This window comes from Serratia sp. 22264 (assembly GCF_052045345.1).
Classification (GTDB): Bacteria; Pseudomonadota; Gammaproteobacteria; order Enterobacterales; family Enterobacteriaceae; genus Serratia; species Serratia plymuthica.
This window is the reverse complement of record NZ_JBQEOY010000001.1, coordinates 1,041,348-1,053,355: the sequence shown is the minus strand read 5'-3', so window position 1 is coordinate 1,053,355 and position 12,008 is coordinate 1,041,348. Positions and strand designations below refer to the sequence as shown.

11 protein-coding genes are annotated in these 12,008 nt (G+C 58.2%); 6 read left to right on the top strand and 5 right to left on the bottom strand.

Annotated elements, in window-relative coordinates; translation table 11 throughout:
• Positions 1 to 3: 3 nt before the first annotated feature.
• Positions 4 to 1,161 carry a serine hydrolase domain-containing protein gene (locus tag ACTJJ1_RS05175; protein WP_004943984.1) on the bottom strand — a complete coding sequence of 386 codons (1,158 nt, stop codon included), beginning with the start codon at positions 1,159 to 1,161 and terminating at the stop codon, positions 4 to 6.
• Positions 1,162 to 1,263: 102 nt separating this feature from the next.
• On the opposite strand from ACTJJ1_RS05175, the gene ACTJJ1_RS05170 reads away from it, so the two are divergent.
• The gene (locus ACTJJ1_RS05170; RefSeq protein ID WP_004943982.1) at positions 1,264 to 2,193 is read left to right on the top strand and encodes a LysR family transcriptional regulator; all 930 of its coding nucleotides are present in this window, start codon (positions 1,264 to 1,266) and stop codon (positions 2,191 to 2,193) included.
• Between the two features lie 9 nt (positions 2,194 to 2,202).
• On the opposite strand, the gene ampC is transcribed toward ACTJJ1_RS05170, so the two are convergent.
• Positions 2,203 to 3,339, bottom strand: a complete 1,137-nt coding sequence (gene ampC / locus ACTJJ1_RS05165; RefSeq protein WP_440832625.1) for a class C beta-lactamase — start codon at positions 3,337 to 3,339, stop codon at positions 2,203 to 2,205.
• A 257-nt stretch (positions 3,340 to 3,596) separates the two neighbouring features.
• Here ampC and ACTJJ1_RS05160 point away from each other — a divergent pair, with 257 nt between their 5' ends.
• Positions 3,597 to 4,472, top strand: a complete 876-nt coding sequence (locus tag ACTJJ1_RS05160; RefSeq protein WP_006324998.1) for a LysR family transcriptional regulator — start codon at positions 3,597 to 3,599, stop codon at positions 4,470 to 4,472.
• On the opposite strand, the gene ACTJJ1_RS05155 is transcribed toward ACTJJ1_RS05160, so the two are convergent.
• Entirely contained in the window at positions 4,469 to 5,500 is a 1,032-nt protein-coding gene (locus tag ACTJJ1_RS05155; protein ID WP_006324997.1) for a Mal regulon transcriptional regulator MalI, read from the bottom strand. The two genes, ACTJJ1_RS05160 and ACTJJ1_RS05155, sit on opposite strands and share 4 nt — an antisense overlap.
• Before the next feature lie 257 nt (positions 5,501 to 5,757).
• Here ACTJJ1_RS05155 and malX point away from each other — a divergent pair, with 257 nt between their 5' ends.
• Positions 5,758 to 7,377 (top strand): maltose/glucose-specific PTS transporter subunit IIBC, encoded by a 1,620-nt coding sequence (gene malX / locus ACTJJ1_RS05150; protein WP_440832623.1) that lies wholly within the window; start codon positions 5,758 to 5,760, stop codon positions 7,375 to 7,377.
• The gene (locus tag ACTJJ1_RS05145; protein ID WP_440832621.1) at positions 7,370 to 8,551 is read left to right on the top strand and encodes a MalY/PatB family protein; all 1,182 of its coding nucleotides are present in this window, start codon (positions 7,370 to 7,372) and stop codon (positions 8,549 to 8,551) included. Before malX ends, ACTJJ1_RS05145 begins: the two co-directional genes overlap by 8 nt.
• Before the next feature lie 95 nt (positions 8,552 to 8,646).
• Here the strand turns inward: ACTJJ1_RS05145 and ACTJJ1_RS05140 are convergent, their stop codons facing one another.
• On the bottom strand, positions 8,647 to 9,012 hold the full coding sequence (locus ACTJJ1_RS05140) for a hypothetical protein (protein ID WP_004943963.1): 366 nt from the start codon (positions 9,010 to 9,012) through the stop codon (positions 8,647 to 8,649).
• Complete coding sequence (locus tag ACTJJ1_RS05135) at positions 9,009 to 9,605, bottom strand: NUDIX domain-containing protein (RefSeq protein WP_004943960.1); 597 nt, start codon at positions 9,603 to 9,605, stop codon at positions 9,009 to 9,011. The genes ACTJJ1_RS05140 and ACTJJ1_RS05135 overlap by 4 nt, the downstream gene beginning before the upstream one ends.
• A 102-nt stretch (positions 9,606 to 9,707) precedes the next feature.
• Between ACTJJ1_RS05135 and ACTJJ1_RS05130 the strand changes: the two genes are divergently transcribed.
• Both ACTJJ1_RS05130 and ACTJJ1_RS05125 read left to right on the top strand, forming a co-directional pair.
• Positions 9,708 to 10,463 (top strand): DeoR/GlpR family DNA-binding transcription regulator, encoded by a 756-nt coding sequence (locus ACTJJ1_RS05130; RefSeq protein ID WP_006324989.1) that lies wholly within the window; start codon positions 9,708 to 9,710, stop codon positions 10,461 to 10,463.
• 559 nt (positions 10,464 to 11,022) lie between these two features.
• Positions 11,023 to 12,003: a 6-phosphofructokinase gene (locus ACTJJ1_RS05125; protein ID WP_006324988.1), complete on the top strand. Its 981-nt coding sequence runs from the start codon at positions 11,023 to 11,025 to the stop codon at positions 12,001 to 12,003.
• Positions 12,004 to 12,008 lie beyond the last annotated feature (5 nt).

Sequence of the window (12,008 nt, the reverse complement as noted above, 5' to 3'; positions counted from 1 at the left end):
ATTTTATTCCCCTATCCCGTACACCGCATCCCGGATCTGCTGCGGATACAGCCCGCACATTCCTTCGAACGCCGTGTTGGTCAACGCCACCACGCTTAACGCCGCCTGCGGATCGTAAAACCAGCTGTGACCATACACGCCGCCCCATTGCAGGGTGCCGTTATGCTGCGGTGTGGCCGCCAGTTGCGCATCCGCAAGAACCGCGCCGCCGAAACCAAACCCCCAGCCCGGCCCCTGAACCTCGGCTTCGGCCCCCACGTGCGGCTGGCGCATCAGCGCCACGGTCGCGGGCTGCAAAATGCCGTCACCGCCAGTGCGCAGCGTCTCCACCAGCCGCAGTACGTCGTCGGCGTCACCGACCATGCCGGCACCGGCGGACGGGTACGCCTGCCGTTCGAAAGCGCGCGAAGGGGCAAACTCGACGTCAAAACCAAAGCCTTCCGGCAGCGTCAACAGCAGGCCGTCGTGCATCGGTTCCGGGCGTGCGGCACTGTTGTAATAGGCCGTCGCCAGATTGTCGGCATCGGCGGCGTAAAAACCGGTGTTGCCCAACCCCAGCGGCTGCGCAACCCATTCGGTGAACAACTGCGGCAAAGGTTCGCCCGCCGCCTGCTCCAGTACTGCGCCCAACACATCGATCGCCAGTGAATAATTGAACAGGCTGCCGGGTGCTGCCAACAGTTCCGCCTGCGCCAGCAACTGCAAATTTTGCTCCAGCGTCAGTGACGACAGCTCCATGCCGTCTTTAATGTCCAACCGATGATACGGGCCGTCCGCAGGCTGATTCATGCGGTAATCCAGCCCGGCGGTGTGGCTCAGCAGGTGGCGGATTTTAATCTCCGGGCGGTGACCGTCGGCCAACGCCGGAGTGAACCACGGCAACCAGCGGCTTACTGCATCGTCCAGGCTCAACTTTTGTCGTTCGATCATGCGCATCGCCGCCAGTGTGATGTAAGGCTTGGACACCGACGACAGGCGAAACTGCGTTTCACGCCGCATTGGCCGCTGCAACTCGCGATCGGCATAGCCGGCGGCCCCGGCATAAACCAGTTCGCCCCGTTGCGCCACCAGCACCACGCTACCCACGATGCGCCCTTCGTCGATCGCCCGCTGGCTGACCGCCTGCACTCTTTCTGCTAATGACTGATTCACTGTCGACATGTTTTGTTGTTCTCTCAGAGGAAATAAAATCAGTCTAACGCGTCTATTATAAAATTAAATGTCGGATTACTTAACGAATCATTAAGCAGGAATTAGCAATCGATGAGTTCACTGTTACAGTTGCTGCCGTTCTTCGAGGCCGTCGCCCGGCTGGGCAGCTTTACCCAGGCGGCCAACCAGTTGGGTGTTACGCCACCGGCGGTGTCGCAAAACATTCAGGCGCTGGAAACGCGGCTGGGCGTCAGGCTGTTCAACCGCACCAGTCGTTCGGTACGGCTGAGCGATGAAGGAAAGATTTTTTACCGGCGGGTGGCGCCGGCCATGAGCCAAATCGACGTGGCGGCGGACGATCTCCGCATCCTGCGCGGGCAACCTTCCGGCCTGCTGCGCATTACCTTGCCGCAATTGGCCGCGTCCCTGCTGGTGATGCCTTATCTGGAGGAGTTTCAGGCACGTTATCCCGAAGTACAGCTTGAGCTGTTTACCGACGACCATTTTTCCGATCTGGTGCTCGGCAGCTTCGATGCCGGCATCCGTATGCGCGCCATGTTGCAGAAAGACATGATTGCGGTGCCGATCGATAACGGCCAACGGCGGGTGGTGATCGCCTCTCCGGGCTATTTGGCGCAACGCGGCGTACCGCTAACGCCGGCGGCACTGAGCGAGCATAATTGCCTGCGCTACCGTTTCCCCGGCAGCGGAAAATTTGAACCCTGGTATTTCAGGCAGAATGACGAGCACCTGTCGCTGGAGGTCGGCGGGAGCCTGATTTTCAATGAGGATCGGCTGATAAAAGACGCCGCGCTGGCGGGGCTAGGCATGACCCAGCGCTTTCGCGGTACGGTGCAGCGCGAGCTGGAAAACGGGCAACTGGTGGAGGTATTGGCGGATTACGCCGGCGATTCGCCCGGTTTTTTCATCTATTTCCCTGCCAGCCGTCATATGCCGCTCAAGCTGCGGGTATTCGTTGATTTTATGCGCGAGAAACAGGCGTTGCAGGATATGCCTCAGAGCGCCATTGCGGCGCCCTGAGGCTGCGACTTAAGGTTTTTCCAGCGCCTGCACGATGCGGTAAGTGGCCGCCACCCGATCGTCATTCGGGAACCATTTGTTGGCCAGCATCACCACGGCAATCTTTTGCTTGGGCAAAAACACCGCATAGGTAGAGAAGCCGCCGGTCGAGCCGGTTTTATTGAACCAGGCCGCGCCCTGTTCCCGTTGCGGCGGCGTAATGGCGGTGGCCGGGGTGCCGTTCATGATCATCCCGGCATTGTTGCCCTCCGTCAGGCGCGCCAGCGCCACCGGATAAGGGTAGCTTTCCCACATCAGATCCTGGGTGAATACCCCTGCCCGGTAATAGCCGGTATGGGTTTCGTCCAACGCCTTGCGCCATTTATCCCCCACCTTCGCGACCTGCATATTGGCCTCGAGGTAGCGGATCAAATCCTGCGCATTGGATTTGACGCCGTAGGATTCGGCATCCAGCGGCCCCGGAGTGACCCGCACCGGCTGATCTTTTTTGTTGTAACCCTGGGCATAATTCGCCATTTGGCCTGTCGGCACGTTAATGTAGCTGTGCGTCAGCCCCAGCGCCGGGAACAAGCGTTGCTCCATCGCCTGAGCAAAGGGTTGGTTCAGGCTTTTGGCCGTGATCATCCCCAGCATGCCGATGCCCAGATTGGAATAAACGCGGGTGCTGCCCGCCGGTTGAGATGGCTGCCATTGCTTGTAATAGGCCATCAACTGCGCGTCGTTGGTCACCTCGTCCGGCACAAACAGCGGCAGCCCGGAAGTGTGAGTCGCCAGATTCAGCAGGCTGACATGGTCAAACGCGCTGCCGCGCAGCTCCGGCAGGTAACGGCTGGCCGACTCGGCGAACGACAGTTTGCCCTCATCGTTGGCATAGGCCGCCAACGTGGCGGTGAAGGTTTTGCTCAGCGAGCCGATTTCAAACAGCGTCTGGTTGGTGATGGGTTTGCCGGTCTGTTTGGACGCCACGCCATAATGATAAAACTGCTGTTTCCCCTCCACCGATACCGCGATCGCCATGCCCGGCACGCCATATTTCTGCATCAGCGGTTGAACGATGGCATCGATGTCGACTTTGTCTGCGGCATGGCCTGCCGGTATCGCCAGTGCGGTCAGCAACGCCACCGCCAGCTTATGAATTCTCTTCATGATAACAAGCTCATTGTATTGAAGGGCTGCCGCCAATAGATTTTTTTGTCAGTCGGCGTGACCCTGTCCTTGAGTGATTATACCCGGCGAATTTCAGGTTGCAGCCAACAACGTTGCGGCCTGAAAGGCATGGGTATCGATTATTCCTTGGCTCGCCGCAGAATAACTGCAACGAGTGCGCAAAATATCGGTGTTTATCCTTCACCTGACAAGCGATAATAATTTCACCTAGCCAAAAGAAAAACTTATAGGTTGTTATGCGTAACCGACTGCCGCTGAATGCACTGCGTGCTTTTGAATCTTCCGCCCGCCACCTTAATTTTACCCGCGCCGGGCTGGAACTGAGCGTGACCCAGGCCGCCGTCAGCCAGCAGGTGCGCATGCTGGAAGAACAGTTGGGCATTGTGCTGTTCAAGCGCCTGCCGCGCGGTCTGGATCTTACCGAAGAAGGCCAGGCGCTGCTGCCGGTGTTAACCGAATCCTTTGACCGCATCGAGTCGGTACTGCAGCAGTTTGAAGGCGGCCATTTTCATGAGGTACTGACGATTGCGGTGGTCGGTACCTTTGCGGTCGGCTGGCTGATGCCGCGGCTGGCGTCGTTCAGGGAGGCCCATCCGTTTATCGATCTGCGTATCTTGACCAACAACAATCTGGTTAACCTGTCGGCGGACGGCATGGATTTCGCCATTCGCTTCGGCGAGGGGCTGTGGCCCGCGACCTGCAATATCAAACTGTTTGACGCGCCGTTGACGGTGTTGTGCCCGCCGGAGGTCGCCGTGCGGCTGCGTTCACCGGAGGATCTTAAAAACGAGCTGCTGATGCGCAGTTACCGCAAGGATGAATGGGAACGCTGGTTTGCCGCCGCGCAGATCGCCCCCTGGCGCATTAACGGCCCGGTGTTCGATGCGTCGCGATTGATGGTAGAGGGGGCGATAAACTGCGGCGGTGTGGCGCTGGCTCCCGCCAGTATGTTCGACCGGGAATTGCAGGGCGGGCTGCTGGTGCGCCCCTTTGCCGCCGAAGCGAATCTGGGCGGCTATTGGCTGACCCGCCTGAAATCCCGCGCAATGACCCCGGCGATGAAAACCTTCGAAGGCTGGCTGCAACAGCAGGCCCGGCAAGAACAGGCTTAGGCAGAACCGCGCTCGATCAGTCGCGGCGGCAGCATGACGTTTTGCGCCGGTAACCCGGCGTCGCCAATCCGCTGCAACAAGCGTGAAGCCGCGCTGCGCCCAACCTCCAACGCAGAGCTGGACACCAGGGTCAGCGGCGGCTCGGTCAGTTCGGCTTCAGGCACGTCGCCAAAGCCAATAAGCGCCACCTGTTGGCCATAATAGGTGTCCACGCCTTCCGAACCTATGCTGCGCCCGCTGCGCACAATGCCGAAATAAGCGCCCAACGCCACCGAAGCCTTGTGACACACCAGCGCGCTGATGTTCGGGTATTGGCGCAGCAGGTTTTCCGCCGCCTCCGCCGCCGCCCGTTGATGGCCATCGCATTCGACAATCCATTCGGAGCGAAAAGGCAAGCCATACTGCACCAGCGTGGCGCAAAAGCCCCCCAGCCGTTCCGCGCGGGTCAGTGAGCTGCTCTGGCCGCCCAGATAGGCAATTTGGCTGTGGCCGCGTTTGATCAGGAATTCCGTGGCCATCTTGGCGGCCTGCATGTTGTCCGGGCGCACCACGTCGACGCCTTCCAGCCCGTTCGAACGCGCGGCGCACACCAGGGGAACGCCCTGCTCTGCGGCCTTTTCCTTCAGGCCCGCCGCCGAACGCATACCGCCCGCCAGCACCATACCGTCGACGCCATGTTCCAGCAGCGTGTCAAAACAGCGCATCAGCCCTTTGCCGTCGCGGCCGCTCTGGGTGAGGAACAGCACTTTGCCGTGCGCCTCCAGCACCTCGCTCAGGCCCGCGGTCATTTCGGCATAAAAAGGGTCGCAGATATCGCGCAGGATCAGCCCTATCACGCCGGATTCACCGCCACGCAACGTCGCCGCCTGGCGGTTGCGCACATAACCCAGCCGTTCGATCGCCTCATTGACCCGCGTCACTGTGGTGCCCGAAATACGCCCCTTGCCGCTCAGCACCAGTGACACGGTGGTGACGGAGACGCCAGCCTGCTGTGCGACATCGGTGATGGTGATCTTTTTGATGGTCATAACCCCTGCAAGCCCGATCCTGGGCATAGTGTGCAAACGCTGCAGCCTGAAAGCCATAGGGCCTGTCTTTAAAGCCATGGTATACCGAATCTCTTTGTTCGGTAAAACGTTTTACTGGCATAACCATTGTCACCGTAAAGCACCTGCCATAATTGTGATTAGCGGCGCATTTTTGCTAGGTAAAACGTTTTATCTTATTTTTACCTAACAGGGGCACACATCACTTTTGCACGTTTTTTCGCCAGGAGCCGCCGGTCATGCCAGCATCTAAAAAACAAAAAATAACGCTCTGGGAGTTTTTCCAGAGCCTGGGCAAGACATTCATGCTGCCCGTCGCCTTGCTGTCTTTTTGCGGCATCATGCTGGGGATCGGCAGTTCGCTGAGCAGCCGCGATGTCATCACTTTGCTGCCTTTTATCGGCCACCCCGCCTTCCAGTTGCTGTTCACCTGGATGAGCAAGGTGGGTTCTTTTGCCTTTAGCTTCCTGCCGGTGATGTTCGCCATCGCCATTCCGCTGGGCATGGCGCGCGAAAACAAAGGCGTCGCCGCGTTCTCCGGCTTTGTCGGCTTTGCCGTGCTGAACCTGGCTACCAATTTTTATCTGACCACTACCGGCATCCTGCCCACCACAGATCCGCTGGTGTTAAAAGCCAATAACATCCAGAACATCCTCGGTATCCAATCAATCGACACCGGCATTTTGGGCGCGGTGATCGTCGGCATTATCGTTTATCTGCTGCATGAGCGTTTCAATACCATCCGTCTGCCGGATGCGCTGGCGTTCTTCGGCGGCACCCGCTTTGTGCCGATCGTCACCACCCTGGTGCTGGGTCTGTGCGGGCTGGTTATTCCGTTGATCTGGCCCTGGTTCGCCGCCGGCATCAACGGCCTCGGCTGGGTGATCAACGGCGCGGGCGCTTTTGGCCCGATGATTTTCGGCACCGGCGAACGCCTGCTGTTACCCTTCGGTTTGCACCATATTCTGGTGGCGCTGATCCGCTTTACCGAGGCGGGCGGCACGCTGGACGTTTGCGGCCACAGCGTCAGCGGCGCCCTGACCATTTTCCAGGCGCAACTCTCCTGCCCAACCACCACCGGCTTTGCCGAAAGCGCTACCCGCTTCCTGTCGCAGGGTAAAATGCCGGCGTTCCTCGGCGGCCTGCCGGGTGCGGCATTGGCGATGTATCACTGCGCCAGGACGGAAAATCGACATAAAATCAAGGGCCTGCTGATTTCCGGCGTGGTAGCCTGCGTGGTCGGCGGCACCACCGAGCCGATCGAGTTCTTGTTCCTGTTCGTAGCGCCGTTCCTGTACTTCATCCACGCCATTCTGACCGGGCTGGGCTTCACCGTGATGGCGCTGCTGGGCGTGACCATCGGGAACACCGACGGCAATATCATCGATTTCGTGGTGTTCGGCATCCTGCACGGCACCGCCACCAAGTGGTATCTGGTGCCGATTGTCGCCGCCATCTGGTTTGCCGCCTACTACGCCATTTTCCGCTTCTCCATCCAGCGCTTTAACATCAAAACGCCGGGCCGCGAGAGCGACACCGCCGCCAGCCAAAGCGCGCCTGCGGGCGCGGTCGGTAAATCCGGTTATAACGTGCCGGCCATTTTGGCGGCGCTGGGCGGCAGCGAAAATATCGTTTCGCTGGATAACTGCATCACCCGCCTGCGCCTGTCGGTCAGCGACATGAGCCAGGTGGATGACGCGGCGCTGAAGGCCAACCGCGCCATTGGCGTAGTGCACCTCAATGACCATAATCTGCAAGTGGTGATCGGCCCGCAGGTACAATCGGTGAAAGATGAATTAGACTCACTGATAGCGGCATCGCAACCTGCTGCCGCCCTGCAGGGAGCGTCACATGTTTGATTTTTCTACTCCGATCGATCGGCACGGCACCTGGTGCACGCAGTGGGATTACATTGCCGATCGCTTTGGCAGCGATGATCTGCTGCCGTTCACCATCTCCGATATGGATTTCGCTACCGCCCCCTGCATTATCGAGGCGCTGCAACAGCGCCTGCAGCACGGCGTGCTGGGCTACAGCCGCTGGCAGCATGAGGATTTTCTCGGCGCGGTGCGCCACTGGTATCAGCAGCGTTTCAATACGCCGATCGACACCGGGATGGCGGTTTACGGCCCGTCGGTGATCTACATGGCAGCGCAGATGATCCGCCTGTGGTCGGCGCCGGGGGAGTTCGTGGTCACTCACACGCCGGCCTATGACGCTTTTTATAAGGTGATCCTCAGTAATCAGCGTCAACTGTTGGCCTGCCCGTTGCACAAGGACGGCGACCAATGGCTGTGCGATATGGCGCACCTGGAAGCGCTGCTGGCGCGGCCGCAAACCAAGATCCTGCTGTTGTGCAGCCCGCACAACCCGACCGGCAAGGTGTGGAGCGTGGCGGAGTTGCAGCAGATGGCCGAGCTGTGCGAACGCCATGATGTACGGGTGATCAGCGATGAGATCCATATGGACATGGTGTGGGGCGAGAGGCGCCACACGCCATGGAGCCAGGTGGCGACCACGCCCTGGGCCCTGCTGACTTCCGGCTCCAAAACCTTCAATATTCCGGCGCTGACCGGCGCCTACGGGTTTATCAGCGACGATGCCGCTCGCGACGCCTACACTCAACTGCTGAAAAGCCGCGACGGGCTGTCTTCACCGGCGGTGTTGGCGGTGGTGGCGCACATTGCCGCCTATCGCCACGGCGAACCCTGGCTGGATGCACTGCGCGATTACCTGCAAGACAACCTGACCTACGTCGCCGAACGGCTGAACCAGGCGTTCCCGGCGCTCGGCTGGCAACCGCCGCAGGCCACCTATCTGGCCTGGATCGATCTGCGCCCGCTGGGCGTTGATGACAGCCAACTGCAACAGGTACTGATCGACCGCGAGAAGGTCGCGATTATGCCGGGTTTCACTTACGGCGAAGAGGGCCGCGGCTTCCTGCGGCTGAACGTCGGTTGCCCACGCAGCAAGGTGGAAGCCGGCATGGATAAGCTGATTAGCGGGCTGAGGTTTGTTCTGGGCGAGGTTTAGTCGACCGGCCTGGCACCGAGTATTGGCCAAGCCGTCACCGGTTACAGGCTACGCCCGCTATTGGGCCATTCAGGGCGAACCTGTTCGCCCTCTGTTCATTTCACCTGCGGGATATCGTCCAGGCGGTAATACACGCTCAACCCGCGTTCATTAGCCAGCCGCACGTCGTTGTCCGCCCCCGCCGATGCGCCTTCAATGCGGTAAATAGCCTGGCATTGGGCAATCAACCGATGAGCCACCGGATAGAGAAACGCCTCGCTTACCGCGTCCCCCAATTGGGTTGAACCGGCCGCCGCCGCCAACGGCAGCGCCAACCATTCGCCAATCACCGGTACATGTCCGCGCTGATACACCTCGAGCGCCGCCTGTTCCAAATGGTGCAGGTTAGCGGCAATGCGCTGCGGATCGCCATCGGTGCCGCTGCGGTACGGGCCGGCTATCAGAATCAATTGAGCACTCATCGGTTATTCTCCAGGGTACGGTTAAGCGCCACAAACTGCAGCAGCATAATGGTTTTGGCATCTACGATAATTCCTTGCCGGATGGCGTGCAGAGCGTCCGCCAGCGGCATCTCGATCACCTCGAGGTCTTCGCCTTCCGCCTCCACCCCGCCGCCGTCGCTCACCCGGCTGTCGGCAGCGTATTCCCCAACAAAGAAATGCAGTTTTTCGGTCACCGAACCGGGGCTCATATAGGCCTCGAACACCTTTTGCACGTTTTGCACCCGATAGCCGGTTTCCTCCTCAGCTTCGGCGCGAATGCGCTCCTCCGGCGAGGCATTGTCCAGCAAGCCGGCGGCGGCCTCTATCAGCATGCCGTCGTGGCCGTTGACGAACACCGGGAAGCGGAACTGGCGCGTCAGCACCACCTTTTGCACCTGCCGGTTAAACAGCAAAATGGTCGCGCCGTCGCCGCGATCGTAAGTTTCGCGGTTTTGCCGTTGCCATACGCCATCACGGCGCAAAAAATCAAAGGTGGTTTTTTTCAGCAGATACCAGTCGTCGGACAACACCCGGGTTTCAACGATTCGAACCCGATCTTTGGTCGCAATCATGTTGGTCAACTCCACAACTCAGGAAAGGAACTGGATACTATCGTGCAGTTTCGTGTATGATCAAGATATTTCGTGCAGTGCAAAATTTAACGGGACAACGCGATGCTCACCAGTCAGCGCAAAAAAATCATTCTGGAAAAACTGGCACAGGACGGACAGGTGCTGGCCAAACAACTCAGCGAAATGTTCGGGCTGTCCGAAGACACCCTCCGCCGCGATCTGCGTGAGCTGGACAGCGAAGGGCTGCTGCAAAGGGTGCACGGCGGCGCGTTGCCGGTCTCCCCCGCCATCGGCACCTTTGCCGAAAGAAACGGGCAGGAATCGGCCGCCAAGCGTGCCATCGCCAAAGCCGCAGCGGCGATGATCATTCCAGGGCAAGTGGTGATCATCGATGGCGGCACCACCTCCGCCGAGCTGGTGAAACAGCTGCCGCCCACGCTGGAGGCGACTATCGTCACCCACAGCCCCAGCGTGGCGGTCGGGTTGGTTGAACACCCTAAGGTGGAGGTGATCCTGATCGGCGGGCGGTTGTATAAACACTCGATCGTCAGCGTGGGTGCCGCCGCGGTGGAAGCCATGTCGCACATCCGCGCCGACATTTACTTTATGGGCGTGACGGGCGTGCACCCGACCGCCGGGCTAAGCACCGGCGATCTCGAAGAGGCCTATATCAAGCGCGCGCTGGCGGCACGGGCGGCAGAAACCGTGGTGCTGGCCTCCGCCGCCAAGCTGAACGCCGCCTCACAATTTGCGATTGGCGACATCACGCTGGCGCAGACCATTATCGTCGAACGCGCCACCGACGCCGCGTTGATCGCCCCGCTGGAACAGGCCGGGGTCACGGTGGTGAGGGCCTGAGTGGCACGGCCAAATAAAGACTTAATCAATGCACGGTTATTAAATGGCTGCGTTTAATACCGCAACACCCCAAGCTTGGGGCGGGTGAGGAACATGCAGGTTAGTTGAGCGCATGGACGCACGATACGAGCCTCCATGGATGGATTCACGGCGTATCGGCGCTCCGCATGCTCCTCACCTGCAGCACTATTAGTTCGCAGCTATTTAATCCTGACACGTGTTGAGGGATATTAATTTTACGTATTCGTCTCACTGCCACAAAAAATGCGAGAGTAATCACATTTCATTAAACTGATCCCGGCCCAATCCGCTATTTTCCCCGCTTTATAAAAAAACCGCAGCAATCGAATGGCAACATATTGATTATCAATAAATAGTCACCTTTTCTCTTTTATCCATCAAAAACAAAAACGAGACAAACCTCACAGAAAAATCACTCTCAATAGTACTGTCAATGTGTTCCAAGGAAATATTTGTGATTGTTTTGTGATATCGCTTGCAAATTTTACCGATGCCAAAAATAACAATGACTGCAACGGAACGGGCTGGGAGCAGGCATATGAAAATCGGCGTGGTAATAAGCGGTGGCGATGTCACCGGCATCAACAACTTTATTTTCCAGGTCGCCAGGCTGGCGCAGGCAGATATCGTTCTTTTTAACGGCGGAATACCGGGCTTACTGGCTAATCAGCATCATTCCATCGCCAGACGCGATCTGGTCGATTTCTCTATTTCATCGATGCCCATTATCTCTTCTGGCCGAACGGCAAAAAAACTGGTCGCCAGTGAATATGAAACTATCGGTAAGCAACTTAAAGCTCTGCACATCGACGTGCTTATTATGGCCGGCGGCGACGGCTCGCTGCAGTTTTTAAATACGCTCAGCGAGTTTGGTGTTAACTGTTTTGGCGTGGGCATGACCATCGACAATGACGTTTTTGGCAGCTACTACACCATCGGCTTTTCCACCGCCTGCGAGCAAGTGATAAAAGAAGTCTCCAAGCTGAGAAATACCGGGCGCGCCCTGCCGGGCCGCGTATTTATGATTGAGCTGCTGGGCGGTTACTGCGGGGAACTGACGCTGCAATCGGCGATAAAGTCCAATGCGGACTTTGCCCTGATTCCCGAATGCCAACATCCCTTGAACGCATTGGCGGAAAAAATAACCCACCGGCTGGAGCGGCAAAACAGCGTTATCATTTTATGTTCTGAAGGATATACGAAAGAGTATTCGCCAGGTTTCCAGGGGGCGATCGACACCATGATTAAACAGCTGGAACCCAAGATTGGCGTGCGTATTCGCAAAACCATCGTGGGGTACGGTCTGCGCAATGGCGATCCCACCTGCGAAGAAATTTATCAGGGAACTCTTATGGCCAGCGAAGTCGTGCGCTGTATTCATTCCGGAATGAAAAACAAGGCAATCATTATTAATGCCGGCAATCAACCCATTCCGATTGATTTAATCAGCATGCAAAAACGTTTGGTCGACACCGAAGGACACCATTACAAACTCGCCAGGCAGTTAAATATAATCTGAGGAGA